At 72.4% G+C, this 24,758-nt stretch carries 21 protein-coding genes and 1 pseudogene; 8 read left to right on the top strand and 14 right to left on the bottom strand.

The features are described 5' to 3' along the window. Window positions 1–3: 3 nt before the first annotated feature. Complete coding sequence (locus QWM81_RS05785) at window positions 4–1,737, top strand: lysyl oxidase family protein (RefSeq protein WP_290110432.1); 1,734 nt, start codon at window positions 4–6, stop codon at window positions 1,735–1,737. 8 nt (window positions 1,738–1,745) lie between these two features. Here the strand turns inward: QWM81_RS05785 and QWM81_RS05780 are convergent, their stop codons facing one another. The 3 genes from QWM81_RS05780 to QWM81_RS05770 all read right to left on the bottom strand — a co-directional run bounded on the left by QWM81_RS05780 (window position 1,746) and on the right by QWM81_RS05770 (window position 4,857). Next, window positions 1,746–2,339 carry a TetR/AcrR family transcriptional regulator gene (locus tag QWM81_RS05780; protein ID WP_290110561.1) on the bottom strand — a complete coding sequence of 198 codons (594 nt, stop codon included), beginning with the start codon at window positions 2,337–2,339 and terminating at the stop codon, window positions 1,746–1,748. A 110-nt stretch (window positions 2,340–2,449) separates the two neighbouring features. Beyond that, window positions 2,450–4,096 (bottom strand): class I adenylate-forming enzyme family protein, encoded by a 1,647-nt coding sequence (locus QWM81_RS05775; protein ID WP_290110431.1) that lies wholly within the window; start codon window positions 4,094–4,096, stop codon window positions 2,450–2,452. Further along, window positions 4,093–4,857: an SDR family oxidoreductase gene (locus QWM81_RS05770; RefSeq protein WP_290110430.1), complete on the bottom strand. Its 765-nt coding sequence runs from the start codon at window positions 4,855–4,857 to the stop codon at window positions 4,093–4,095. Before QWM81_RS05770 ends, QWM81_RS05775 begins: the two co-directional genes overlap by 4 nt. 249 nt (window positions 4,858–5,106) lie before the next feature. Here QWM81_RS05770 and QWM81_RS05765 point away from each other — a divergent pair, with 249 nt between their 5' ends. Together QWM81_RS05765 and QWM81_RS05760 are read left to right on the top strand one after the other, a co-directional pair. Further along, window positions 5,107–6,351, top strand: a complete 1,245-nt coding sequence (locus QWM81_RS05765; RefSeq protein WP_290110429.1) for an exo-beta-N-acetylmuramidase NamZ family protein — start codon at window positions 5,107–5,109, stop codon at window positions 6,349–6,351. Between the two features lie 31 nt (window positions 6,352–6,382). Next, window positions 6,383–7,708: an alpha/beta hydrolase family protein gene (locus tag QWM81_RS05760; RefSeq protein WP_290110428.1), complete on the top strand. Its 1,326-nt coding sequence runs from the start codon at window positions 6,383–6,385 to the stop codon at window positions 7,706–7,708. A gap of 18 nt (window positions 7,709–7,726) precedes the next feature. Here the strand turns inward: QWM81_RS05760 and QWM81_RS05755 are convergent, their stop codons facing one another. Beyond that, on the bottom strand, window positions 7,727–10,447 hold the full coding sequence (locus QWM81_RS05755; RefSeq protein ID WP_290110427.1) for a penicillin acylase family protein: 2,721 nt from the start codon (window positions 10,445–10,447) through the stop codon (window positions 7,727–7,729). 292 nt (window positions 10,448–10,739) lie between these two features. On the opposite strand from QWM81_RS05755, the gene QWM81_RS05750 reads away from it, so the two are divergent. From QWM81_RS05750 to QWM81_RS05740, 3 genes and pseudogenes are all read left to right on the top strand, one after another. Next, window positions 10,740–11,363: a hypothetical protein gene (locus QWM81_RS05750; protein WP_290110426.1), complete on the top strand. Its 624-nt coding sequence runs from the start codon at window positions 10,740–10,742 to the stop codon at window positions 11,361–11,363. 298 nt (window positions 11,364–11,661) lie between these two features. After that, the gene (locus QWM81_RS05745; protein WP_290110425.1) at window positions 11,662–12,087 is read left to right on the top strand and encodes an Hsp20/alpha crystallin family protein; all 426 of its coding nucleotides are present in this window, start codon (window positions 11,662–11,664) and stop codon (window positions 12,085–12,087) included. Window positions 12,088–12,213: 126 nt separating this feature from the next. Further along, window positions 12,214–12,597, top strand: a pseudogene (locus tag QWM81_RS05740) (DUF2267 domain-containing protein); the annotation flags it as partial. Window positions 12,598–12,753: 156 nt separating this feature from the next. Here the strand turns inward: QWM81_RS05740 and soxR are convergent. After that, on the bottom strand, window positions 12,754–13,236 hold the full coding sequence (gene soxR / locus QWM81_RS05735; protein WP_290110424.1) for a redox-sensitive transcriptional activator SoxR: 483 nt from the start codon (window positions 13,234–13,236) through the stop codon (window positions 12,754–12,756). Between the two features lie 105 nt (window positions 13,237–13,341). Between soxR and QWM81_RS05730 the strand changes: the two genes are divergently transcribed. Next, on the top strand, window positions 13,342–13,803 hold the full coding sequence (locus QWM81_RS05730) for a MaoC family dehydratase (RefSeq protein WP_290110422.1): 462 nt from the start codon (window positions 13,342–13,344) through the stop codon (window positions 13,801–13,803). A 10-nt stretch (window positions 13,804–13,813) separates the two neighbouring features. On the opposite strand, the gene QWM81_RS05725 is transcribed toward QWM81_RS05730, so the two are convergent. From QWM81_RS05725 to QWM81_RS05715, 3 genes are all read right to left on the bottom strand, one after another. After that, complete coding sequence (locus QWM81_RS05725; RefSeq protein ID WP_290110421.1) at window positions 13,814–14,437, bottom strand: TetR/AcrR family transcriptional regulator; 624 nt, start codon at window positions 14,435–14,437, stop codon at window positions 13,814–13,816. A 73-nt stretch (window positions 14,438–14,510) separates the two neighbouring features. Beyond that, a complete protein-coding gene (locus QWM81_RS05720; protein WP_290110420.1) occupies window positions 14,511–14,798 on the bottom strand; it encodes a YiaA/YiaB family inner membrane protein in 288 nt (95 codons plus the stop codon). Between the two features lie 88 nt (window positions 14,799–14,886). After that, the gene (locus QWM81_RS05715; protein WP_290110419.1) at window positions 14,887–16,038 is read right to left on the bottom strand and encodes an acyl-CoA dehydrogenase family protein; all 1,152 of its coding nucleotides are present in this window, start codon (window positions 16,036–16,038) and stop codon (window positions 14,887–14,889) included. 64 nt (window positions 16,039–16,102) lie between these two features. Here QWM81_RS05715 and QWM81_RS05710 point away from each other — a divergent pair, with 64 nt between their 5' ends. Next, entirely contained in the window at window positions 16,103–16,771 is a 669-nt protein-coding gene (locus QWM81_RS05710) for a TetR/AcrR family transcriptional regulator (RefSeq protein ID WP_290110418.1), read from the top strand. 51 nt (window positions 16,772–16,822) lie between these two features. Here the strand turns inward: QWM81_RS05710 and QWM81_RS05705 are convergent, their stop codons facing one another. The 6 genes from QWM81_RS05705 to QWM81_RS05680 form a co-directional block, all read right to left on the bottom strand. Further along, the gene (locus tag QWM81_RS05705; protein WP_290110417.1) at window positions 16,823–18,148 is read right to left on the bottom strand and encodes an MFS transporter; all 1,326 of its coding nucleotides are present in this window, start codon (window positions 18,146–18,148) and stop codon (window positions 16,823–16,825) included. Window positions 18,149–18,355: 207 nt separating this feature from the next. Beyond that, on the bottom strand, window positions 18,356–19,435 hold the full coding sequence (locus tag QWM81_RS05700) for a Zn-dependent alcohol dehydrogenase (RefSeq protein ID WP_290110416.1): 1,080 nt from the start codon (window positions 19,433–19,435) through the stop codon (window positions 18,356–18,358). 19 nt (window positions 19,436–19,454) lie between these two features. Further along, window positions 19,455–20,849 carry an aldehyde dehydrogenase family protein gene (locus tag QWM81_RS05695; protein ID WP_290110415.1) on the bottom strand — a complete coding sequence of 465 codons (1,395 nt, stop codon included), beginning with the start codon at window positions 20,847–20,849 and terminating at the stop codon, window positions 19,455–19,457. Window positions 20,850–20,979: 130 nt separating this feature from the next. Further along, window positions 20,980–21,447: a DUF3574 domain-containing protein gene (locus QWM81_RS05690; RefSeq protein ID WP_290110414.1), complete on the bottom strand. Its 468-nt coding sequence runs from the start codon at window positions 21,445–21,447 to the stop codon at window positions 20,980–20,982. Window positions 21,448–21,551: 104 nt separating this feature from the next. Continuing rightward, window positions 21,552–23,132, bottom strand: coding sequence for an amidohydrolase (locus tag QWM81_RS05685; protein WP_290110413.1), 1,581 nt, complete (start codon window positions 23,130–23,132; stop codon window positions 21,552–21,554). A gap of 10 nt (window positions 23,133–23,142) precedes the next feature. Beyond that, complete coding sequence (locus QWM81_RS05680; RefSeq protein WP_290110412.1) at window positions 23,143–24,615, bottom strand: APC family permease; 1,473 nt, start codon at window positions 24,613–24,615, stop codon at window positions 23,143–23,145. Window positions 24,616–24,758: the final 143 nt, after the last annotated feature.

Below are 24,758 nucleotides of genomic sequence, written 5' to 3'. Positions count from 1 at the left end.
ACCATGACCAGAACCCCCCATGCCCGTCTCGGGCGTTCGGTGCTCGCCGCCACCGCGGCGATCGCCGTGACCGCCGGCATCGTCGCCGCCGCGCCCGACGCCAAGAAGGCGCCGCTCACGCCCAAGCTGAGCCTGATCGCCGCGTCGGCATCGGTGACCCTTGACTCGTACAAGGAAGACCCCGGCGTCTACCTCGACCTCGGTACGTACGTCACCGCCGAGAACGCCCCGCTGGAACTCAAGGTCACCCGTACGTCCTACAAGGACCCGGTCGTGGCCACGCAGATCATCCGCGACGGCAAGGCGACCCGTACCAAGGCTCTCCCCAAGGGCCTGGTGAAGGACTTCTCGGGGCTGCCGGACTTCGCCCGGATCACGATCACGGACGCGGCCGGCAAGACGGTGCTGAGCAAGACCGAGGCGTTCTGCCCGAACAACGCGTCCGGCCGGGTACGCCCCGACGCGCCCGCCACGTCGAAGTATCCCGAGAGCTGCCCCGGCAACCCCTTCACGCTCGGCTCCGTGTGGGGTGTCGAGAAGGGCTGGGCGTCCAACACCTACGCCGGTTACTCCTCCGCCCCGGTCAAGCTGGCCGCCGGGAAGTACACCGCCACGGTGTCGGTGACCAAGCGTTACCGCGACGCGTTCGGCATCGAGGACAAGCCCCAGACGGTCAAGCTGACCGTGCGCGAGCGCAGCTGGGAGAGCGAGGCCCCATCGGCCGCCGCGCGGCACGGCTCCCACGCGGCCGCCCCCTCCGCCCCCGCCGCGGACTCGGCGCACTCGGCGCACTCGGCGCACTCCGGCCACGGCGCCATGCGCGCCCCCGCGCCCGCGCCCGCGACGAGCGGGGCCGGCCCGTCGTACAACGTGGGCCACGGCCCCCACACCCCCGCACCGCCCGCGCTGCCGTGGGCGCTGAAGAAGGCGGGAGGCAAGGCGGCGCGCATGGGCGACGGGGCCGGGCAGACGGACGGTTCCCGCAAGGCGCCCGCGGTGAGGGCCGCCCCCAAGCGGCCGACCGGCAAGCCCGTGGTGCCCGACGTGCCCAAGCCCGACCTGCGTTCGCTGCCCGCCTACGGCATCACCATCAGCGACGGCGAGAACGACGTCCCGGGCAAGGACTACCTGTCGTTCAGCGCCAACGTGTGGAACGCGGGCCCGGCGCAGCTGGTGGTCGACGGCTTCCGCACGCCCGGCAAGGAGCTGATGGACGCCTACCAGTACTTCTACGACGCCAAGGGCAAGCAGGTGGGCTACACGCCGACCGGCACCATGGAGTGGGACCCGCGCCCGGGCCACGAGCACTGGCACTTCACCGACTTCGCCAGCTACCGGCTCCTGAAGGCCGACCAGAAGGAGGCCGTGCGCAGCGGCAAGGAGGCCTTCTGCCTGGCCAACACCGACGCCGTCGACTACACGGTGAAGAACGCCAACTGGCACCCGGACAACACCGACCTGTCCACGGCGTGCGGTTCGGAGAACTCCATCTCCGTCCGTGAGGTGCTCGACGTGGGCTCCGGCGACACGTACACCCAGGACCTGCCCGGTCAGTCCTTCGACATCACCGGCGTACCGAACGGCACCTACTACATCCAGGTGCTGGCCAACCCGGAGAAGCGGCTGAAGGAGACCGACCTCGGCAACAACAGCGCTCTGCGCAAGATCGTGCTCGGCGGCAAGCCGGGCGCGCGCACGGTGACCGTCCCCGCGCACGACCTGGTCGACGCCAACTGACGGACCGCTTACGGGCGCAGAGCCCTCAGCAGCAGGTCGGCCAGGTGGTCGGCCACCTGCTGGGGGCTCAGCGGCCCGTCCGGGCGGTACCAGGTGGACAGGTGGTGGACCGAGCCGAAGTGGTAGTCCACCACCAGGTCGGCGGGCGTGGCCGAGGAGAAGACGCCGCTGTGCTGGCCCTCCTCGATGAGCGCCCGGAACCGCTCGTGGTAGCGGCGCCGTTCCGCCCGTACCTGCTTGTTCTTCTCCGGGCTCAGGTGGTGCATCGACCGGAAGAAGATCGCCGCGTCATCGAGGTTGTCGATGGTGGTGACCACCACGTCGGCGGCGGCGTCGCGCAGCCGCTGCTCCACGGGCGCGTCGGCGTCGGCGAAGGCGTCCAGGCGCTCCTGCTGGAGCCGCAGCACGCGCGCGTACACCTCCTGGAGCAGGTCCTCCTTGGAGCCGAAGTAGTGGTAGAGGGCGCCCTTGGTGACGCCCGCGGACTCGACGATCTCCTGCACGGACGTGCGGTCGTAGCCCTGCTCGGCGAAGAGCCGGGTGGCGGCGGCCAGCAGCCTCTGGGGGACGGGGGTACCGTTCCCGTCCGTCGTCCTGGCCATGTGCCGCCGCCCTTCTCGTGTGCTCATGTGCTCATGTGCTGGTGTGCTCGTGTGCTCGTGTGCTGGCGTGCTCGCGTCCGCTGACGTCCGCGTCAACCCCGCCGACGGGGTCAACGCAGTTCCCGCCTCAGGATCTTCCCACTCGTCGTCTTGGGCAGCTCCGGCAGGATCTCGACCTCGCGGGGATATTTGTACGCCGCGAGCCGCTCCGCGCAGTACGCCGCGAGCTCGGCCGGGGCACCCGGGCGCAGACTGACGTACGCCTTGACCGTCTCCCCGCGGTAGGCGTCGGGGACGCCGACGACGGCCGCCTCGCGGACCGCGGGATGGGTGTAGAGCACGTCCTCGACCTCGCGCGGCCACACCTTGAAGCCCGAGGCGTTGATCATGTCCTTCTTGCGGTCGACGACGTACAGCCAGCCGTCCGGGTCCATGAAGCCGATGTCGCCGGTGCGCAGCTCGCCGCCCGGAAAGGTCTCGGCGGTCGCCTCCGGGAGCCGCCAGTAGCCGGGGACGACCTGCGGACCGCGTACGGCGATCTCGCCGTGCTCGCCGAACGGCACCTCCTCGCCGTGCTCGTCCAGGATGCGGACGATGGTCTCGGGGCCCGGGACGCCGACCGAGAGGGTGCCGGAGGCGGGATCGACCGGCGCCTCCTTCTCGGGCGGGACGGAGGCGCAGGGGGCGGTGCACTCGGTCAGGCCGTAGCCGTTGCGGATGTACGGGCCGAAGCCGGCGCGGAACTTTTCCACCAGGGCGGGGGGCACGGGCGCGCCGCCGGAGGAGATCACCTGGAAGGACGCGAAGTGGTCCGGGGTGGCGTCGGGGTGGGCGGCCAGCGCCATGAAGGCGGTGGAGGGGCCGACGGTGTAGGCGGGGCGGTGCTCGGCGAAGGCGTCCAGGACGACGCCCGCCTCGAAGCGGTAGGCGAGGACGAGGGTGCCCGCGTTGGCGACGCAGGCGGCCAGCTCGCAGACCATGCCGGTGATGTGGAAGAGCGGGGCGAGCGCGAAGTAGGCGGCGCCTTCGGCGATGGGGTGGCCGGTGCGCTGCCGTTCCGCGTTGTACATGATCGCGCCGTGCGGGTTCATGGCCCCCTTGGGCGTGCCGCTGGTGCCGGAGGTGTAGCTGATCAGCGCGGTATCCGTGGCGGTCAGGTCGCGGCCGTACCGCGGCGCCGGGTGCCCGGCGCGGGCGACGGCGATCAGGTCCTCGGTGTCGGCCGGCTTCGCCTGCCGCTCGAAGCCGAGGACGCGCGGGTCGTCGCGGGTCTGGAGGTCCTTCTCTCCGGCGGTGACGGCGACGCGGACCGGCGAGCCGGCGGCCGTCGTGCGCAGATACGCCTCCCAGGCGCGGTCCGAGCAGATCAGGACGGTCGCCTCGGAGTCCTTCAGTACATGGGTGACCTCGCCCGACTTGTACATCGGGTTGAGCGGGACCACGATCGCGCCCGCCTTCCACGCGCCCAGCAGGGCGAGCACGAAGTGCGGGGTGTTCTGGAGCATGATCGCGACGCGGTCGCCGCGCCCGACGCCACGGGAGGCGAGGTATCCGGCCACCGAGTCGGAGAGCGCGTCGGTCTCGCGGTAGGTCAGCCGGCCGTCGAAGTAGGCGAGGGCGGGGCGCTCGGGGGCGCGGGCGACGGCGGCGCGGAAGGCGTGCACCACGGTGGGCGGGGGCTGGATGGCGGCCCGCTGGGCGTCGCTGAGCTGCGCGAGCCAGGGCTTGGCCGCGTAGATCGAGGTCGTCGGGTTCACTGCCCGGTGCCCTCCCACTTCTGCTGGATGTGGCTCATATTGTTCAGCCAGCGTTCCGGGTCGCTCGCGCGGGCCCGGTAGTAACCGGCGACCTCGGGGTGCGGCAGGATCAGGAACCGGTCGGCCTCGATGCCCTCGAACAGCGCGTCGGCGACGTCCTCGGGCTCGATGGCGGTGGGGGCGAGGACGAGTTCGCCCGCCGAGCCCGCGGCGGTGAGCATGTCCGTACGCACGCCCTGCGGGCAGATGGCGTGGACCTTGAGGCCGCGGTGGCGGTAGGTGAGCGAGAGCCATTCGGCGAAGGCGTACGCGCCGTGCTTGGACACGCTGTAGGGCGCGGCGCCGACCATGGTGAGCAGCCCGGCCGCCGAGACGGTGGAGACGAAGCGGCCGCTGCCGCGCTCCAGCCAGCCGGGGAGCAGCGCGCGAGCGGCGCGGACGTGGGCCATCACGTTGACGTCCCAGGCGGCGGCCCACACCTCCTCGCCGGCGAAGGCGTCGCCGGGCGAGGCGAGCCCTGCGTTGGCGCAGTAGACGTCGACGGTGCCGCCGAGCGCGTCGCGGGCCTCCTCGACGACGGCGGAGGCGTCGCCGGGGACGGCGGTGGCGCCGATCTCGTCGGCGACGGCCTTGGCGCGGCCGGGGTCGATGTCGTTGACGACGACGCGGGCGCCCTCCGCCGCGAACCTCCGGGCGAGCGCGGCCCCGATGCCGCCGCCCGCTCCTGTGACGACCACGCCCGTGCCCCGCACCGTACTCATCGCCGACCCGCCTCTCCCTCGCGTTCACCACGTGTGCCGCTCGGCAGACTAACCGGTCGGTATGTTGCGGGGAAAGACCGGGGGACAGACCGGGGGACAGACCGGGGGACAGACCGGCGACGGACCGGCGACAGACCGGGGGAAGGCCGGGGAAAGACCGTCGCGTCCGCCTCGTTCCGCGCGGCGGGTGCCCGCGCTAGCGTGCGTGGCGGGAGCGTCGCGTGGTCGAGCCGTCACGGAGGTGTGCGGATGAGCGTGTCCAGACGGGGTCTGCTGGTCGCGGGTGGCGCCGCGGGAGCGGGGGCGGTGGCGGGGGCGGCACCCGCCTCGGCGAGGGGACGCACGCGCCGGGTGCGTACGGGTTTCGACCGGCTGGCGGACGGCGCGTACGCGGAGCTGGCCGGGCAGCGGGTCGGGGTGGTGACCAACCCGACCGGGATCACTGCCGACGCCCGGCACATCGTGGACGTGATGCACGCCGACGACCGGGTGGACCTGGTGGCGGTGTTCGGTCCCGAGCACGGCTTCCGGGGAACCGCCCAGGCGGGTGGTTCGGAGGGGCGGTACGACGATCCGGCGACGGGGCTGCCGGTGTACGACACGTACCTCAAGAGCGGGCGGGCGCTGGCGGACGTGTTCGCCGCGTCGGGGGTCGACACGGTGGTGTTCGACATCCAGGACGTGGGGGCGCGTTTCTACACGTACATCTGGACGCTGTACGACTGCATGGTGGCGGCGGAGCTCGCGGGGAAACGTTTCGTGGTGCTGGACCGGCCGAACCCGGTGACGGGGCGGGCGGCGCTCGGGCCGGTCCTCGACAGGGCGTTCTCGACGTTCGTTGGGCGTGAGCCGATCGCGCAGGCGCACGGGATGACGGTGGCGGAGCTGGCGCGGCTGTTCAACGGGGAGTTCCTCGCCCGGCCGGTGGAGCTGGTGACGGTACGGATGTCGGGGTGGCGGCGCGCCGACTTCTTCGACGCGACGGGGCTGCCGTGGGTGCCGCCGAGCCCGAACATGCCGACGCCGGACACCGCGCTGGTGTACGCCGGGACCTGCCTGTTCGAGGGGACGAACCTGTCGGAGGGGCGGGGCACGACGCGGCCGTTCGAACTGCTGGGCGCGGAGGGCGTCGACCGGCGGTGGGCGGAGGCGGCGAACGCGCTGGACCTGCCGGGTGTCCACTTCCGGGAGGCGTACTTCGCGCCGACGTTCTCCAAGTTCCAGGGCAGGACGGTCGGTGGGGTGCAGCTGCACGTCCACGACCGGGACGCCTTCGATCCCGTACGGACGGGGATCGCCCTGCTGGTGACGGCGAAGCGCAGCTGGAGCGGCTTCGCCTGGCGGGCGGACAACTGGATCGACAAACTGACCGGTTCCGCGCAGGTGCGGACGCTGATCGACGCGGGCGCCGGGCCGGACGAGGTGGTGGACGCCTGGCAGGCCCGGCTCGACGCCTTCCGGGCGGTACGGCGGCAGTACCTGATGTACCGCTGATGGCTCCGGCGCGGAGCGGAGGGACGGGGCGATGACCGGGATGAGCGTGCGGCCCTACCAGGAGATCACCTTCGACAAGGACGGCGATGTGAACGCCGCGCAGCGCGACGCGCTGGCGCGGCTGGACGTGACGGATCTGGTGATGTTCGCCCATGGGTGGAACAGCTCCACCGCCGTGTCGGCCAGGCTGTACTCGCGTTTCCTCGCGCCCTTCCCCGACCTGCTGGGGGACGCGGCGCGGGCGCGGCTCGGGTACGCGGGGATCGTCTGGCCGTCCATGCGGTTCGCGGACGAGCCGGTCCCCGACTTCGAGCGGGCGGCCGCGGTCGCCGGTGCGGTCGCCGGCCCCGGCCTGGACGAGGAGACCGTGCGGGCGCTCATGGCGGCCTTCCCCGGGCGGGAGGCGGTCGTGGAGCGGCTGGCCTGGCTGCTGGCGGAGCAGCCGGACGACGCGGCCGCCTTCGACGCGTTCGGGTCGCTGGTACGGGAGCTGGTGGCGGCCCCGGTCGCAGCCCCGGTCGCGGGCGCTGCGGCGGACCCGGGCGAGGGAGCCACGGCGGGACCGGTCGCGGGGGCCACAGGCGTCGCGGCGGACCTGGGCGAGGGCGGCGATCCGGCGTTCCTGCGCGAGGACACCGTGTCGGTGTGCGCGCAGTTCACGGCGGCGCTGGACGGCAGCCCGGTGGCCCTGGGCCGTGGGCTGAAGCGGCTGTGGAAGGGCGCCAAGGAGGTGCTGCGCCAGGCGGCGTACTGGGAGATGAAGCGGCGGTCGGGAACGGTCGGCGAGCGGGGGCTCGGCCCGCTCCTCGGCCACCTGGCACGGTCGTCCCCGCGTGTGCGGGTCCACCTGGTGGGGCACAGCCAGGGGGCGCGGCTGGTGTCGTTCGCGCTGCGCGGCCTGCCCGAGGGGGTGCGGAACGTGAAGTCGGTGACGCTGCTGCAAGGGGCCTTCTCACACTACGTGTTCGCGACGCGCCTGCCGCACGGGCTGCGGGGCGCCGGGGCGCTGGGCGGCCTGCAACGGCGGGTCGACGGGCCGGTGGTGGCCTGCTACTCGCGCCATGACACGGCGCTGGGCGTGATCTACCCGCTCGCGGCCCGCCTGGCGGGCGACGCGACGAGCCTGATCCGGGACGAGCGGTGGTGGGCCATGGGCCACGACGGCATCCAGGCCGTGGACGGCACCCCCCGGCTCACCCTGGACGCGGCACTGGCCCGGGGCCTGCCGGCCTCGGGGTGCGTCAACGTGGACGCGGCGTCCGTGGTACGCCGCGGCGGTCCGCCCACCGGCGCGCACAGCGACATCTGCCACCCGGAGCTGGCGCGGGTGGTGATCGCCGCGGGCCGGATCGGGTGACCCGGCCCGCGCGGGCGCCTACCTGTGCGCCGGGAACTCCACCACCTGCTGGTAGGTGGGCCGGTTCTGCCAGTTGACCGTGGCGTGGGTGATGCCCCCCAGCGGGCGGTGGACCAGCGCGTCCGCGCACCACTGGTCGCCCGCCGCGCAGGTGTCGTCGCCGGGGTACACCTCGGTGGCGGGCTTCGCGGCGGCCTGCTTCAGGGTCGTCAGCAGCGCGTCACGGCAGGCTCCCGGGTCGCCCCCGCCGCAGTACGTCCTGGCGAGCGGGCCCCGCACGGGCCGGCCGAGGACCTGGCGCAGGTCCTTGTCGGCGAAGCCCCACCAGCCGTACTGGAACGCCGAGCCGCTGTGCGCGCCGGTCGCTCCGTGGGCGGCGCCCGGCGACTCGTCGACGGACAGGCTGCCCTTGAGCGCGGCGTACAGCTCATCGCCCAGCCCCGGCCGGAACTCCGCCTCGATCAGCAGCGGCCACCAGGCGTCCATGATCCGTACGGCGTCGGCGTGGCCGTAGCGGTGCGCACCGGGTGCGCTCTCCCTGCGCTGCGCCCCGGCGGCGCGCCAGGCGTCCAGCTGCTGGATCGCGGCGGCCGCCTGCGGGTCGCCGACCGGCCGGCTCCGCAGGATCGCGAGGAGTTCGGGCAGCAGCTGCTCGCCGCGCAGATCGGTGACCCCCGCCTCCGCCATGGCCCGGGTGAGGGAGGCGCGGGTGACGCCGCCCGCCTCGACCAGCCTCTTCACGCGCTGGTCGAGCAGGTCTCCCCGGTGTACGGCGCCGAAGCCGAACGCCGCGGTGTTGTAGTCCTTGGCCTGCCGGTTGTTCCAGGAGATGTAGTAGTCCTGGCCCACGGACCGGGGGTGCTGGGCGAAGGGGGTGTACGCGGCGGTGTTGTGCGCCGGGTCGAAGCCCTGCCACTCGTACGCCTGCCGCGCCGCGACGGGCAGCGCCGGGTCGACGCCGGCCGCGCGGACCGGGTTCTTGCCGCTGTTGTAGTAGGCGGCCTCCTTGGCGTCGGCGTAGAACCAGTTGAAGGCGTAGTCGATGTGGTGGACCGCCTGCTGGAAGGTCGTGGCGTCCTTCACGTAGGAGGGGTCGTTCAGCATCTGGAAGCCGATGATGGAGTCGGCCTCGTGGCGGTAGGTGGTGCGCAGTGAGGTGTAGGCGACGGGCTTGCCGCCGACCGTCGCCCGGTGGGTGACGATGCCGTACTTGGTACGCCAGACCTGCATCCGGTAGGAGCCGGCGGCGGTGGAGTCGGCGACGCTGGGCTTCCACGCGTTGCGCTTCTCCAGCTTCTCCATGGGCGTGCACACACCCCGGTAGAGGTAGTGGGTGTCGTCCTGGCACAGCTCGACGGCGTACGTGTCGGTGATGTCCTGGCCGGCGGAGGTGGCCGACCAGGCGAAGTCCTGGCCCCGGCCCATCTGTACGTACATGCCGACCCCGGCGAAGGAGACGCCGCGCGCGGAGATGCCCGGGCCCTGGAGTTCCTGGAGCATCAGCAGCTGGGGCGCGAAGTACCCGGTCTGGGGGCCGAAGACGGCGACGGGGTTTCCGCTCGCGGTGTGGGCTCCGGAGACGAGCAGGGCGTTGGACATGCCCTTCCTCGGGTCGAGGGAGCCGGGGGCGATGACGCCGTCGTCGTACATGCCCTGTGCGGGCCTCAGCCGCGCGGGGGCGTCGACCGGGGACGTGGCGCCGGTGCCGGCCGAGCCGGTCCGGTCGTACACCAGCTGTTCGGGTTTCACGGAGCCCGGGTCGGGGAGCGCGGTGCCGCGCGCGTGCGCGGGCTTCTCGGCGTACGGGAAGGAGGTGCCGTCGTGGATGGTGAGGACGGCCTCGGGGTCGTTGCGCTGCCGGAAGGACTCCCACACGCGCGTGCCCTCCACCACGCCGTACTTCTGCTGGGCGGCGAGCAGGGAGAGGGCGGCCTGGACCTCGCCGCCGCCTCCGCCGCCGAACTGGCCACCGACGACGGAGGCGATGGCGATCAGGTCGGTGAGGGTGAACGGCTGTATCTCGCCGATGTTGGTGATCGAGTCGATGTGGCCGGTGAGCACGTACTCACCGGGGAAGTACCGGCCGTCCTTGGCCTTCTCGCGGTAGGCGTTGATGCCGTCGACGTACGCCTGGGCGTCGGCCATTGCCTGCTCGCCGCGCGCGCCGTGGGTGGTCCTGATGTAGGCGATCTGGGCTTGGTAGTCGGCCTCGGTGTACGGGGCCTGCGGCCAGAACTGCTGCTCAAGGCCCTGGTTGGCGAGCGCGCCGCCCGCGAAGGGGGTCAGCTCGCCGCGCCCGATGTGCCGGAAGAGGTCCATCATCCACAGCCGGTCCTGGGCGGCGGCGTACCCCGCGCCGAACTCGGTGCCGTAGCGGGTGGTGCCCTGGATGTGCGGGACGCCGGTCTTCTTGTCGCGGGTGATGGTGACGTCGGTGCGGGGCTTGGTCACCGACTCGACCTGGTCGGCCGGGACGCCGAAGGACGCGTCGTTGAAGAAGTCGGTGAGCTTCTCGTCGGTGAGGGTGCCATGGCCGCCCACGAGGGCGTCGTAGCGGCCGAGTTGGTCGGAGCTGTGGGCGGGGCGGGTACCGAAGGCGCGGTGGGCGAGGATCTCGGCGAGGGTGGCGTTGCCGTTCTGCCCCGGGGGCAGGATGTCCGCGCACTGGCCGCGGCAGTGGTCGGTGACGGCGGCGGGAACGGGCTCCTCGGCGGCCGTCGCTCCGGTCCAGGGCGTCAACAGCCCTGCGGCCGGGCGATCACGGCGGCGGTGGCGATCCGGAGTCGTGCGGTGGGTCGTCGCATGGGGGGCTCCTCGATGAGGCCGGTCCGCCGGAGGTTACTGGCGGTATTGCGCCATCGGTAAGGTGAGAGAGCGTCACCTTTTCGGAATCGCCACACCCGGGCTCGTGGGCGTATTTCACGTCAGATGTACCGCTGATGGGGTCGCGCCGTTTTTCGATGGAGCCGAAACGGGCACCCGTACGTCCATTCATCAACGCCGAAGTACCAGTGACGGAGGTGACAGTGCGATGGCCGGTTTCCGAAGTCTTGCGAGACAGGTTCGCGATCCGGGGTGTGACCTGGCGTTGCGGCGGTATTCGCTGCGCAAGTGCCTTGAGCGATTCGCCCCTTATGGGCATCGGGCGACCTGGGACCACCTGTGCCGGAGGCATGGGTTCGGGCCCGAGGACCGCGAGCCCGATCCGGCGCGGCTGGTGGCCGCGCTCGACGAGTTGGAGGAGGCGCGGGCGGTCTGGCTCGCGTACGAGGAGAAGTTCGCCGCGCGTCGCAGGCGCGAGAAGCACGACGGGCTGCGGCGGCCCGGCTGGTTCGACGACTGGCACCGGCGCACCTGGGGCGGCAACGGCGTGGCGCGCTGCGACGACCCGTCGACGCATCCGACGATGCCGCTGGCCGAGGCGCTGCGCCGGCTGATCTCCGCCCTGGAGGCGGGGCCCCGCGCGACGTGTCCGGTGTGTGCGGGCGACGCGATCATCTGGCGGCAGGACCTGTTGAACGAGCCGTGGTTCGGGCCGGTCTGCACGGACTGTGGAGTGGTGGTGCCCCAGCCCGTTCTGACGCCCGAGGCACTGGCGGCGGCCAAGCGGCGGATGCTGCTGCGGCCGCGCAAGGAGCTCGCGTCGGTGGCGTGAGGAACTCGCGTCGGTGCGCGAGAACCGCGGCGCGGCGTGAGGAACCGCGGGGACGGCGTGAGGAACCGCGGCGCGGCGTGAGGAACCGCGGGGACGGCGTGAGGAACCGCGGGGGCGGCCACACGGACCTGGGTACGCCCCCGCTGCCGCGCTCGGCTCCGCCTGCGGTGACCCCGCCCGGCGCGCCCCCCACGTACGAGTGGAGAATCTTGAGTCCCCCCTTGTCAACTTTGGCCGGTGGAGTTATAAGGAGAGAGGCAACGGTCACAGCATCCGTGAGTACATAGAGGAGGGACCGATGATGCTGATGCGGACCGACCCCTTCCGCGAGCTCGACCGCCTCACCGAGCGACTGCTGGGCACCACCGCCCACCCCGCGGCCATGCCGATGGACGCCTTCCGCGAAGGCGACAGCTTCGTCGTCCACCTCGACCTGCCCGGGGTCGACGCCGACAGCATCGACCTGGACGTCGAGCGCAACGTCCTGACCGTCAAGGCCGAGCGCCGTACGGTCCCGGAAGAGGGCGCCGAGATGGTGATCGCCGAGCGGCCGGCCGGTACGTTCAGCCGTCAGCTGTTCCTGGGCGAGACGCTGGACACCGACCGTATCGAGGCCTCCTACGAGGCCGGTGTCCTGACGCTGCGGATCCCGGTCGCCGAACAGGCGAAGCCGCGCAAGATCGCGATCAGCGGCGGGGGCGAGCGCAAGGAGATCAGCGGCTGACGCGAGCGACCCGCGCTCACGCCGCTGACCGGCCCGCCGCACCGCATGACGGGCGGGGACGGGTGCCTTCCCGGCCCCGCCCTCGCCCGTTGCCCACCCGCCCGTCGACAAGGCCGAGGAAGAGAGATGCGCATGCAGTGGGACGCGTTCTTGTCCGCGGTGCAAGAACGCGGCGAATACCCCTCACGACGGGAGGCCGACCGGGCCGCTCGCGTCGTCCTCGCCCTGCTGGGCGCCCATCTGGTCGGCACCGAGCGGGCCGAACTGGCCGCCCGGCTGCCGGAGACCTGCGCGCTGGTGCTGCTCAACCCGCTCCCGGCCGCTGAACCCCTGGCACCCGAACGGTTCGTACGGGCCACGGCCGCGTGGATCGACGGCGCCACGGAGGAGACGGCCAAGTGGGACGTCGGTGCCGTCCTCAGCGTCGTGGCCGACGCGGCGGACGAGGACCTGATGCGCCGCGTCCTGCTCCAGCTGCCGCCGGGCTACGACATGCTGTTCGGCCGCCCCGGCATGACGGAGGAGGCCGAGCCCGAAGACGCCCGGACGCGGCCCGAGGAGGCCCGGCCCGGACGGACGCGGCCCGAGGAAGCCCGGCCCGAAGACACGCGCCGGCTCCAGGAGACCCGGGCCGAGGGTGCCTGACCCCCGAACGGCTCCCCCGGCTCAGCCCTCGCGCCCGGGTGCGGGCCGGCGCTCTTCGACCATGAGCCGCGAGCCGGTGATGCGCTCGCCGAAGACGTCGTCCGGGTTGGACAGCACGCATGTCTCCAGGGAGAGGCAGCCGCAGCCGATGCAGTCCGTGAGGTGGTCGCGCAGCCGGCCGAGCTGCTTGATCCGCTCGTCGAGTTCGGAGCGCCACGCCTCCGACAGCCGCGCCCAGTCCTCGCGGGTCGGCGTGCGCTCCTCCGGCAGCCGGGCCAGGGCGTCCCTGATCGTGGCCAGCGGGATGCCCACCCGCTGCGCGGCGCGTACGAAGGCCACGCGGCGCAGCGCGTCCCTTCCGTAGCGGCGCTGGTTGCCGCTGGTGCGGCGGCTGCTGATCAGGCCCTTGGACTCGTAGAAGCGCAGGGCCGAGACGGCCGCTCCGCTGCGGGCGGACAGCTGGCCGACGGTGAGCTCATGGATCTGCTCTGGAATCTGCGGCACCCCTCGAACCCTACTGGCCGCCCCACCGCGGTCCGTTGACAGGAGCGCACCCGCCGCACCATGCTGAGCAAGCGCTTAGACAATCTGAGTCAGGGGAGCTGGGACATGGCAGAGCCGAGGGTCTTCACGTCCGCCGACGAGCTGCGCGCGGCGGTCGGCGAGCAGCTGGGGCACAGTGACTGGCTGGAGGTCGACCAGAAGCGGATCGACCTGTTCGCCGAGGCCACGGGCGATCACCAGTGGATCCACGTGGACCCGGAGCGGGCCGCGGCCGGACCGTTCGGGACGACCATCGCGCACGGGTACCTCACGCTGTCGCTGCTGCCCCTGCTCGTCCCGCAGATCATGCGGGTCGAGGGCGTGAGGATGGGCGTCAACTACGGAACGAACAAGGTCCGCTTCCCCGCTCCCGTACCGGTCGGGTCGCGGCTGCGGGCGTCCGCCGTCCTCAGGGACGTCGAGGACGCCGGTGGCGGTGTGCAGGTGACGGCCGCGGTGACGGTGGAGCGCGAGGGCGGCGACAAGCCGGTGTGCGTCGCGGAGTCGCTGTCCCGCTACTACTTCTGAGCCCGCCCGCCTACTTCCGGGCGGACACCATGCGCAGGACGAGGTCGGCGTAGAGCGCGCCGACCTCGTCGGGCGTGCGGCGGCCCTCGGTGCTGAACCAGCGCGCCACGTCGATGCAGAGCGAGAGCACGGCGAGCGTCGTGCCGGGTACGTCGGGGACGTCGAACTCGCCCGCCGCCACACCCTCGTTGATGATGCGGCGCACCGCGGCGTCGCTCTTGCGGCGCAGTTCCACGATCTCGGCGCGGTGCTCGGCACTGAGCGCGTCCAGCTCGTACTGGACCACGCGCGCGGTGGTACGACGCCCGGCGTGCCATCGGACGAAGGAGCGCACGGCGTCGGCGAGCCGCTCGGCGGCGGTTCCGGGACCGTTCGCGGCGGCCTCCAGGATCTCCAGGGCCTTGTCGTGGCCGATCCGGCTGATCCGGTGGAGCAGCTCTTCCTTGGTCTTGTAGTGGATGTAGAGCGCGGCCGGGCTCATTCCGGCCCGGCCGGCGATGTCACGGGTGGTGGTGGCCTGGTAGCCCCGCTCGGCGAAGGCCTCGACCGCGGCGACGAGCAGCCGCCGGGCCGCGTCGGGTGTGACCTCGGCCCATGGCGTGTCCTCGCCGGTCATCTCCTCCGCCGCGCTCATCGTTCGCCCCTTCCGGTTTCCACAGGACGAACACCATACCCCGACAGTGAGCAAGCGCTTAGAGCATGCTCTGTCAGAGCTTCTGGAACGGGTCGTGCTCGGCGAGCAGCTTCTCCAGGCGGGCCTGGTCGACACGGCTGACGATCTGCCCGGCCTCCTGCCGGTCGCGGACGACCTTGGCGAGGGTGAAGGCGGAGGTGGTGAGGTAGAGGACGGCGACGCCGAGGAAGGCCCGCACCCAGGCGTCCGTCTCCAGGTTGAAGATGCCGAGGGCGACCGCGGCCAGGGCGATCGCGAAGGAGGCGACGGCCTGGCCGTAGTAGGCGGCCGTGTTCTGCTGCTTGACCGGTGTGTCACTCATGCCGGGAATCATGCGCCGCGTGTGGCGGGGGCCACATCCGTTCCCGTACTCAGAGAACGTACTCAGCAGAGGTCGTCAGCAAAAGTACTCAGAACGCGGAAACGCCCGTCAGCGCGCGGCCGATGATGAGCTTCTGGATCTGGCTGGTGCCCTCGTACAGCGTCATCACGCGCGCGTCGCGCAGCAGCTTGCCGACCGGGTACTCATCGATGTAGCCGTAACCGCCGAAGACCTGGAGGGCGTTGTTGGCCGCGCGCACGGCGGCCTCGGAGGCGAAGAGCTTCGCCGTGGAGGCGGCGGTGGCGAACTCCTCGCCCCGGTCGATCAGATCGGCGACCCGCCAGGTCAGCAGCCGCGCCGCGTCCACGTCCACGGATATGTCGCTGATCAGTTCCTGTACGAGCTGGTACGAGGCGATCGGCTTGCCGAACTGCTCGCGCTCCCCCGCGTACCGTACGGCCGCGTCCAGCGCTGCCTGCGCGATGCCGACGCATCCGGCGGCGACCGACATACGGCCCTTGGCCAGCGCGGACATGGCGATGGAGAAGCCCTTGCCCGCCGGGCCCAGGAGCGCGGAGGCGGGCACCCGGACGCCGTCCAGGACCAGTTCGGCGGTGGCCTGGCCGCGCAGGCCGAGCTTGCCGTGGATGGTGCGGCGGGTCAGGCCGGGCGTGTCGGTGGGGACGAGGAAGGCGGAGACGCCCCGGTGGCCGGGCGTGTCATGGGTACGGGCGAAGAGGAGCACCACGTCGGCCCAGGTGCCGTTGGTGATGAACATCTTGGTGCCGCTGATCACGTAATCGTCGCCCTCGCGCACCGCCCGGGTGGTGAGGTTGCCGGCGTCGGAGCCGGTGCCGGGCTCGGTGAGGCCGAAGCAGCCGAGCGCCGCACCGCGGGTGAGGCGGGGCAGCCACTGCCGCTTCTGCTCCTCGCTCCCCCAGGCGGCGATCGTCTTGGCGACCAGGCCGAGGGAGACGGACACGATGCCGCGCACGGACGAGTCGCCACGGCCGAGTTCCTCGGTGACCAGGCAGTACGTGAGGTGGTCGCCGCCCGAACCGCCGTACTCCTCGGGGATGGTGAGGCCGAGGAAGCCGACGTCACCGAGCTTCTTCACGATCGATTTGTCGACGCTCTCGGCGCGGTCCCAGGCCACGGCGTGCGGGGCGATCTCGCGCCGGACGAAGTCCTCGGCGAGCCGGCGGACGGCTGTCTGCTCCTCGCTCAGCTCCAGGTTCATGCGCGACACCCCACATTTAACTATCACTGCTAGTTTCTTACTGGCAGGCCCTACTATGTGCCGCATGGCCCGACCGCGCAAGCCCCTCCTCAGCAGAGAACGCATCGTCGCCACGGCGGGCGCGCTCGTGGACACGGAGGGGCTGGACGCGGTCTCGACCCGCCGGCTCGCCGCCGAACTGGGCGTCAGCGGGCCCTCGCTCTACAACCACTTCCGCAACAAGGACGAGATCCTCGACGCCGTCGCGGATTCCGTGAGCGCCAAGGTCGACCTGTCGATGTTCGACGAGGGCGACGGCCGGGACTGGCGTACGGCGCTGCACGACTGGGCGCTCTCCTACCGCGCGGCCCTCACCGACCATCCCAACATCGTCCCGGTCCTCGCCCGGGGCCCGGGCCGCCGCCCGGCCGGGCTGCGCGTGGCCGACGCCGTGTTCGGCGCGATGGTCCGGGCCGGCTGGCCCCCCGCCCAGGCCACCCACATCGGCGCGCTCATGCGGTACTTCATCACCGGCTCGGCGCTCGGCTCCTTCGCGCGCGGCTTCGTCGACGACGAGACGGCCTACGACCCCGCGAACTACCCCCACCTGGGCCAGGCGCACCTGCTCGCCCAGCGGCAGCAGAAGGTGGACGAAGGCGCCTTCGAGACGGGGCTGCGGGCGCTGCTGGACGGCCTGATGATCCAGTACGAGGCGGTACGGACCCGGGACGGTTCGGCGCCCACCGAGGCGTAGGAGCGCTCCCGGCCACGGGACCGGGGGCCGTGACCGGGAGCGCGGTTGCCGTCAGCGGGAAGCGGCCCGTGAGGCGAGGATCTTGATGGAGATCAGCGCGATCACGGCCAGGCCGATGATGTAGCCGGAGACGGCCATCGAGGTGCCGGTGGCCTCCAGCAGCAGCACCATCATGAACGGCGCCAGGCCGCCGCCGAACACGGCGGCGATCTGGTAGCCCAGCGAGGCCCCGGTGTAGCGCATCTCCGCGGTGAACAGCTCGGCGAATAGCGCCGCTTGCGGCCCGTACATGATGCTGAGGAAGCAGCTGGTGACGAAGGTGCCGACGGCCAGCCACAGCAGCGACTTGGTGTCGATGAGCAGGAACATCGGGATCGCCCACACCAGCAGGCCGACCGCGCCCAGCGCGTAGATGCGCAGCCGCCCGATCCGGTCGGACAGCGCCGCCGCGGCCGGTATCAGCACGAGCTGGGTGAGGCTGATGCAGAGGGACACGGTGAGGACCGCGCTCCGCTTCATGCCGAGCTCACGGGTGGTGTAGTCCAGCACGCCGGTGATGATGATGTAGAAGGTGGCGGTGTTGACGGCGAAGGAGCCGCCGGCCAGGAAGACCGTACCGAGGTGGCTGCGCAGGATGGTCCTGAGCGGGGAGCGGGTCTCGGTCTTCTCCCGCTCCGCCAGGGCCTGTTCGGCCGCCTTGAACTCGGGCGTCTCCTCGACCCGGCTGTGGATGTACCAGGCGAGCCCCAGCACCAGGAAGCCGACGAGGAACGGCACCCGCCACCCCCAGGCGGCGAACGCCGCGTCACTGGTGAACGCGCCCGCGACCAGGAACACGGTGTTGGCGGTCACCACGCCGATGGGGACGCCGAGTTGCACCAGGCTGCCGTACAGGCCGCGCTTGCCCTCGGGGGCGTACTCGGTGGCCATGAGCATCGCGCCGCCCCACTGGGCGCCGACCGCGATGCCCTGGAGGACGCGCAGGAGGACCAGCAGCAGTGGAGCGGCGATGCCGATCGTCTCGTACGTGGGGAGGAGCCCGATCCCGGTGGTGGCGAGGCCCATCAGGGTGAGGGCGAGCACCAGCATGGGCTTGCGGCCCCGCTTGTCGCCGAGCTGGCCCGCGATGATCCCGCCGATGGGGCGGGCGAGGAAGCCGACGGCGAAGGTCGCGAAGGCGGCGAGGACGCCTGCGGACGCGCTGCCGGCCGGGAAGTAGAGGTCGCCCAGGACGAGGGCGGCGGCGATGCCGAAGACGAAGTAGTCGTACCACTCGACGGCGGAGGCGAGGGCGGCCGCGGTGGCCACCCTGCGGCGGTGGCTGCCGGATGGCTCGGTGGTGGTGAGGGGGGCGGAGGAAGAGGGTGCCGTGTCCATGCGGTGCACACTCCGATGGGTGCGGGGGACGAAAGGGGGGCGGCGCCTTGAGTTGTCCGGGACCGTACCGACCGGCTGGTATGGCGGTCAACGGGTTGTACCGCAACGATTCCGCTTCTCCCTGACGCGCCCCGGGCGGCACGAGCACCCCGGCCGCGCGACGCGGCCGGGGTGCTTTTAAGGAAGCCCTACAAGGCTGAGAGGGTGCTAGAAGACGACCAGTGCGCGGCCGCCCTTGCCCGCGATCATGTTGTCGAAGGCCGCCGGGATGCCGTCCAGCGCGATCCGCTCGGTGACGAGCGCGCTCAGGTCGAGGCGTCCGGCCCGGATGTGCCCGGCGAGGACGGGGAGGTCCTCGGCGGGGCGGCAGTTGCCGTAGACACAGCCCGAGAGCGTGCGGCCCCAGTGGAAGAGCTCCAGGGCGTTGAAGGTCACCTGCTGGTCCTTGCCGCCGATGCCGACGACCGTGGTGCGGCCGCCCCGCCGGGTGGAGTCCCAGGCGGTACGGATGGTGGCGGCGCGGCCGACGCACTCGACGGCCACGTCGGCGCCCTGCCCCCCGGTGAGCCTGCGGATGTCCTTGGCGGTGGTGTCGGAGGCGACGACGTACTCGGTGGCCCCGGCCCGGCGGGCCAGCTCCTCCTTCTCCGGCGACACGTCGACGGCGATGACGGTCCCGGCGCCCGCGATCCGGGCGGCCTGTAGGGTGGCGAGGCCCACCCCGCCGGCGCCGAACACGACGACCGACTCGCCCTCGCGGACGCGCGCGGAGTGGTGGACCGCCCCGTACCCGGTCAGGACCGCGCAGCCGAGCAGGGCGGCGTCGGTGAGCGGGACGCCGTCCGGCACGGGCAGTACGCAGTTGCCGGCGACGACCGTCTCCTCGGCGAACGCGGCGACGTTCAGGCCGGGGTGGAGTCGCCTGCCGTCCCCGGTGACCGCGTACACGCCGGCCGCGCCGCTGAGGGCGTCGGCGCACAGCCACACCTCGCCCAGCCCGCAGTGGTGGCACGCACCGCAGGACGGCGCCCAGTTGAGGACGACGCCGTCGCCGGGGGCGACATGGGTGACGTCCTCGCCGACGGAGACGACGGTACCGGCGCCCTCGTGGCCGAGGACGGCGGGGACGGGCACGCGCATGGTGCCGTTGGACAGGGACAGGTCGGAGTGGCAGACACCGGCGGCGGCGAGGCGGACCCTCACCTGGCCGGGGCCGGGCTCCGGCAGTTCGATGCCGGTGATCTCCAGCGGGGCACCGATGGCGGGCAGGACGGCGGCTCGGATCACGATCGCGGGTCTCCCGGGCTCAGAACTGGAGGGACTTGGTCTGGAGGTACTCGGCGAGGCCGTGCGTGCCGAGCTCGCGCCCGACGCCCGACTGCTTGTAGCCGCCGAAGGGTGCGAGCGGATTGAACCGGCCGCCGTTGATGTCGACCTGGCCGGTGTCCATGCGGCGCGCGAACGCGACGGCCGTCTCGTCGTCCGCGGCCCACACCGCGCCGGCCAGGCCGTAGACGGTGCCGTTGGCGATCCGCAGGGCGTCCTCCTCGTCCTCGTACGACAGGATCGACACGACCGGGCCGAAGATCTCCTCCTGGGCGATGGTCATGTCGGGGGTGACGTCGGCGAAGACGGTGGGGCTGACGTAGTAGCCCTTGTCGAGGGGTGCTTCGGGGCCGCCCGCGACGAGCCGCGCGCCCTCGGCCACGCCCTGCTCGATGTAGCCGCGTACCCGCTCGCGCTGCCTGGCGTTGACCAGCGGGCCGACGCGCTCCCCCGGCACGTGGGCGGCGACGGCCTCGGCCGCGAGGGCGACGGCCTCGTCGTACCGGTCGCGGTGGACGAGCATCCGGCTCCACGCGCTGCACGTCTGGCCGGAGTTGGACATGACGTTGGCGATGCCGGTGTTCACGGCCTTGGCCAGATCGGCGCCCGGCAGGATGACATTGGCGGACTTGCCGCCCAGTTCGAGGGCGACGCGCTTGACCGCGGCACCGGCGAGCGCGCCGATCTGCTTCCCGACGCCGGTCGAGCCGGTGAAGGACACCATGTCGACGCCGTCGTGCTCGGCGAGGGCCTGACCCGCGACCGGGCCGAGCCCCGTCACCAGGTTGAACACCCCGGCGGGCAGCCCCGCTTCATGCACCGCCTCGGCGAACAGCTGGGCGGTCAGGGGCGTGTCCTCGGCGGGCTTGAGGACGACCGTGCAGCCGGCGGCCAGGGCGGGGGCCATCTTGGCGACGATCTGGTGCAGCGGGTAGTTCCAGGGCGTGATGGCGCCCACGACACCCACCGGTTCGAGCAGGACGGTGGAGGTGCCGGCCTTCTCCTCGAAGGCGTACGCCGTGGCCAGCTCGGCGTACGACCCGGCGACCACGATCGGCAGGCCGACGTGGACCTTCCGGGCGAGCGCGGGCGGCGCGCCGAGCTCCGCCGTGACCGTCTCGGCGATCTCGTCCTTGCGGGCCACCAGCACATCGCGCAGCGCGGCGATCCGGGCGCCCCGCTCGGCGGCCGGGGTGGCGGCCCACGCGGGGAAGGCCGCGCGGGCGGCCCGCACGGCGGCGTCCACGTCCTCGGCCGTGCCGGCCGGTACATGCGCGATGACCTGCTCGTCGGCCGGGTTCACCACCGCGATGGTGCCGGTGCCGGCGGCGGGTCGCCACGCGCCGCCGATGTACATCCCGTCGTGGGCCTTCATCCGCTTCTCCTTAGGGGCCTGCTCGCTGGTCGACCTGCTCGCCCGTCGACCCCAAACTAGCGGCGGTAGTTTTGGTTGCGCCAGGGGCTCGGGTACCGACCGCGTCACATCGGAAACCGGCCGCGTCACATCAGAAGTCGGCGCGGGTCAGCTCGTCCAGCCTGGCGACCGACTCCTGGCCGAAGGCGCGCTCGTAGGCGTCGCGGATCCGCTCGATCCTCGCATCGCGGCCCTTCGCCTCCGCCGCCGGGTACAGCAGGATCAGCTCGTACGAACGCTCCCGCTCGATCCTCCCGCTCGCGTCCCGCCACTGCCCGCGCCCGTCCTGCACGGTCAGCCCGTCCGGGAAGCCGGGGGTCACCTCGCGGTCGATGAACGCCATGAACTGCTTGTCCGTCACGTCCGGACCTCCGTCGGGCCGCTCGGTCCCGAAGAACAGCCGCGTCTCCAGGTACGCCGAGCCGCGGGCGGAGGTCTCCACGGCGGCGGGCTGCTGCTCGCCGCCGAGCGTGGCGTACGCGGTGGGGGCACCGGCCGCGAGCAGGACGGTCACGGTGGTGACGGCCAGGCGGGAGCGGGTGGTGGACAGGACCGGCATGGCGGGTGAGCCCTTTCCGCGCTGGGGTGCGTGAGCGCCGATCACTCTGGCAGCCCGCCGCCGCGCGATCCGGCCGAAACACCGGATTCGGCCGGATCCGGGCTCTACGGCGCCCGGTGCGTGACCCGTCCCGAGGAGACCGTCAGCCGGATCGGCGCGTCCGCGACCTCGTCGGCCGGGGCGTCGACCGGGTCGACCGCGAACGCCGTGAGGTCGGCGCGCAGGCCCGGCGCGATCCGGCCCGCCACGGCCTGCTCCCCCGCCGCGACCGCCGCGTGCGTGGTGCACCCCTCCAGGGCCATCAGCCCGGTCAGTGCCCGGCCCGCCGCCGCGGCCCCGCGTGGCGCACGGGCGGTGGCGAGGACCTGCCGGGCGTCGTAGTGGGCGACGGGCCAGTCCGAGCCGAGCGCCAGGTACGCCCCCGCGTCCCGCAGGTCGCGGCAGCGCCAGGCGCGCGACGCCCGCTCGTCGCCGAGCCGCCTGGACCACTCGTCGGTGTGGTCCGCGCGCGTGTACGCGGTGTGCGGCGGCTGCATCGAGGCGATGACGCCGAGCTCCGCGAACCGGGCGATCTGGTCACTGGGGACGGTCTCGATGTGCTCGATCCGGTGCGCGAGCCGGCCGCCCGCGCCCAGCGACTGGACGGTGTCCAGGACGTGCCGCACGGCGGCGTCACCGATCGCGTGCGTGGCGGTGCGTACGCCCGCCGCGTGCAGGTGGCGCACGGCCGCGCTGTACGCGGCCGGGTCCGGCCAGAACGCCTCGGTGCCGCCGCCGTGGCAGTCGGCGTGCTCCAGCCACGCCGTGCCGCCCTCGATGGTGCCGTCCATGAAGAACTTCACGCCGCCGACCAGCCAGTTCCGGCCGCGCAGCCGCTGGAGGGCGACCAGCTCGTCCAGCGCCTCCCTGTCCGCCCCCGGCATGCACCAGGGCGCCAGGCGCAGCCGCAGCGGCAGGTCCGCCGCCTCCTCCACGGACGCCAGCAGATCCGGTACGTCCCCGTCGCCGAGGTCCATGACGTGCGCGCCCGTCAGGCCGGTGGCGGCCATGGCGGTCAGCAGCTCGACGAGCCGGGCACGCCGCCGGCCGTACGAGGGTTTGGGCATCACCGCCGTGACCAGGGCCATCGCCGCGTGCTCGATGAGATGGCCGGTGGGCCGGCCATCGGCGTCGCACCGGACCTCGGCGCGCTGCGCGAAGGCGCGCGGCCCGTCGACTCCGGCGGCCCGCAGGGCGGCTCCGTTGGCGAGGGCGGAGTGCGCGTCGTACAGCCGGATGAAGGCGGGTGTGTCGCCGAGTACGTCCTCGATGAGGGCGCGGTCGACGGGGCGGCCGCCGAAGGCGTTGTGGTCCAGGCCGTGGGCGACGACCCAGCCTTCGGTGCGCTCGGCGCCGTGGAGGGCCGCGCGCAGTCCGTCGAGGTCGGTGACCGGGGAGAGGTCGAGTCCGGTGGCCATCTCCAGCCCCCAGACCGGGTGGCTGTGGGAGTCGGTGAGGCCGGGGGTGAGGGTGGCTCCGGTGAGGTCGACGGTCTCGGTGCCGGGGCCGGTCCAGTCGCGCGCGTCGGCGGCGTCGCCCACGGCGGCGATCAGCCCGTCGCGTATCGCCACGGCGGTGGCGTGCGGGCGGGCGGGGTCGAGGGTGCGGACCGTGGCTCCGGTGAGGACGAGGTCGGGTGCGGACACGTACGTACTCCTACGGCTGGGATTCGGTGGGCTCTTCGGCGAACCGCGCGTACACCTCGGGGCGGCTGCGCCGCAGCCGGAGGGCGAGCAGCACGCCCAGCACGAACACGCCGGGGACCAGGGCGACCAGGACGGTGTTGACGGTGGTGGAGGCGCCGGTGAACAGGTCGATCTTCGCGACGACGAGCCCGATCGCGGCGGTGAGCAGCACGGCCGCGGTCACGGGCGCGACGACCGTGCGCACGACGCCCTCGTTGTGGCTGACGCGGCGGAAGTAGACCGGGATGGCGAGGGCGGCGAGCAGTTGGAGCGCCATCAGCCCGATGCCGCCGGGCGTGTTGACCCACAGCAGCAGCTGGGTGTACGGGTCGGCTCCGGCGAGCGCGAAGGCGAGGACGACGGCCAGGCCGAGTACGGCCTGGGCGGCCCCGGCGAGGTACGGGGAGCCGTGCCGGGGGTGGATCCTGGCGAGGGCCTTGGGCAGGATGCCCTCTTCGGCGAGCGCCAGGCTGTAGCGGTTGATGGCGTTGTGGAAGGCCAGCAGCGACGCCAGGATGCTGGTCACGATGAGGATGTGCATCAGGTCGGCGGCCCAGCCGCCCACGTAGGTGGCGATGGCGGAGAAGAACAGGCCGCCGGCGTCGTCGCTCGCCGCCTTGACGACCCGCTCGTCACCGAAGGCCTGGATGACCGTCCAGACGATGAAGGCGTAGAACAGCCCGAGGAAGCACACGGCGATATAGGTGGCCCGGGGGATGGTGCGGCCGGGGTCACGGGCCTCACGGCGGTAGATCACCGTGGATTCGAACCCGGTGAAGGCGAGGAACGCGAAGGCCAGGACGGCGGCGGTGCCGGGTACCAGGACGTTGCCGGGCGCGAGGGAGGCGAGGGAGAGGCCGCCGGCGCCGCCCTTGAGCAGCACGCCGCCCGCGAGCAGGACGAGGATGCCGGTCTCGGCGACGAGGAGGACGCCGAGGACCTTGGCGCCGAAGTCGATGGAGCGGTAGCCGCCGTACCAGATGAGCACCAGCCCGGCGAGCGAGACGGGCAGCCAGGGGATGTCGAGGCCCCACAGGGCGTGGGCGGTGTCGGCGGTGGCGGTGCCGAGGAGCCCGTACACCCCGATCTCCATGCCGTTGTAGCCCACCACGGCGAGGAGCGCGGCCCCGATGCCCACCGGCTTGCCGAGGCCCTGGGTGATGTAGGCGTAGAAGGCGCCGCCGCTGCGGACGTGGCGGCTCATGGTGGTGAACCCGACGGCGAAGACGGCGAGGGTGATGCCGGCGATCAGATAGCCGGCGGGGGCGCCGATGCCGCCGAGCACGATGGCGATGGGGGCGACGCCCGCCATGACGGTGAGCGGGGCGGCGGCGGAGACGACGAAGAAGGTGATGTCGGCGGTGCCGAGGGTGCCGGTGCGGAGCCGGCCCCGGTCGGGCCGCTGCTCGGCTCTCTCCGGGGACGCCTTGGAGGTCACGGACATGGGTGTGGGTGAGCCCTTCTGCGTACGGAAGGCGGGGCTATTGGGCTGTTGGGCTGGTGAACCCGAGTGGAACGCGAGCGGAACCAAGCGGAGCGGAAGCCCGGGAAAGGAAAACCTAAAGGCTTTCGGTTTCGGCAATGTAG

The sequence above is a fragment of the Streptomyces ficellus genome (genome assembly GCF_030406405.1).
Classification (GTDB): Bacteria; Actinomycetota; Actinomycetes; order Streptomycetales; family Streptomycetaceae; genus Streptomyces; species Streptomyces ficellus_B.
Note: the sequence above shows the minus strand (reverse complement) of the source record. Positions and strands in the feature narration are given on the sequence as shown.

Bases quoted from the DNA above. Each gene is read 5' to 3' on its own strand.
- QWM81_RS05730 (WP_290110422.1), top strand. From the start codon at position 13,342: ATGGCAGAGCCGAGGGTCTTCACGTCCGCCGACGAGCTGCGCGCGGCG.
- QWM81_RS05715 (WP_290110419.1), bottom strand. From the start codon at position 16,038: ATGAACCTGGAGCTGAGCGAGGAGCAGACAGCCGTCCGCCGGCTCGCC.
- QWM81_RS05770 (WP_290110430.1), bottom strand. From the start codon at position 4,857: ATGAGTACGGTGCGGGGCACGGGCGTGGTCGTCACAGGAGCGGGCGGC.
- QWM81_RS05690 (WP_290110414.1), bottom strand. From the start codon at position 21,447: ATGCCGGTCCTGTCCACCACCCGCTCCCGCCTGGCCGTCACCACCGTG.
- QWM81_RS05765 (WP_290110429.1), top strand. From the start codon at position 5,107: ATGAGCGTGTCCAGACGGGGTCTGCTGGTCGCGGGTGGCGCCGCGGGA.
- QWM81_RS05745 (WP_290110425.1), top strand. From the start codon at position 11,662: ATGATGCTGATGCGGACCGACCCCTTCCGCGAGCTCGACCGCCTCACC.
- QWM81_RS05680 (WP_290110412.1), bottom strand. From the start codon at position 24,615: ATGTCCGTGACCTCCAAGGCGTCCCCGGAGAGAGCCGAGCAGCGGCCC.
- QWM81_RS05705 (WP_290110417.1), bottom strand. From the start codon at position 18,148: ATGGACACGGCACCCTCTTCCTCCGCCCCCCTCACCACCACCGAGCCA.
- QWM81_RS05725 (WP_290110421.1), bottom strand. From the start codon at position 14,437: ATGAGCGCGGCGGAGGAGATGACCGGCGAGGACACGCCATGGGCCGAG.
- QWM81_RS05785 (WP_290110432.1), top strand. From the start codon at position 4: ATGACCAGAACCCCCCATGCCCGTCTCGGGCGTTCGGTGCTCGCCGCC.
- QWM81_RS05695 (WP_290110415.1), bottom strand. From the start codon at position 20,849: ATGAAGGCCCACGACGGGATGTACATCGGCGGCGCGTGGCGACCCGCC.
- QWM81_RS05750 (WP_290110426.1), top strand. From the start codon at position 10,740: ATGGCCGGTTTCCGAAGTCTTGCGAGACAGGTTCGCGATCCGGGGTGT.
- QWM81_RS05780 (WP_290110561.1), bottom strand. From the start codon at position 2,339: ATGGCCAGGACGACGGACGGGAACGGTACCCCCGTCCCCCAGAGGCTG.
- QWM81_RS05760 (WP_290110428.1), top strand. From the start codon at position 6,383: ATGACCGGGATGAGCGTGCGGCCCTACCAGGAGATCACCTTCGACAAG.
- QWM81_RS05720 (WP_290110420.1), bottom strand. From the start codon at position 14,798: ATGAGTGACACACCGGTCAAGCAGCAGAACACGGCCGCCTACTACGGC.
- QWM81_RS05710 (WP_290110418.1), top strand. From the start codon at position 16,103: ATGGCCCGACCGCGCAAGCCCCTCCTCAGCAGAGAACGCATCGTCGCC.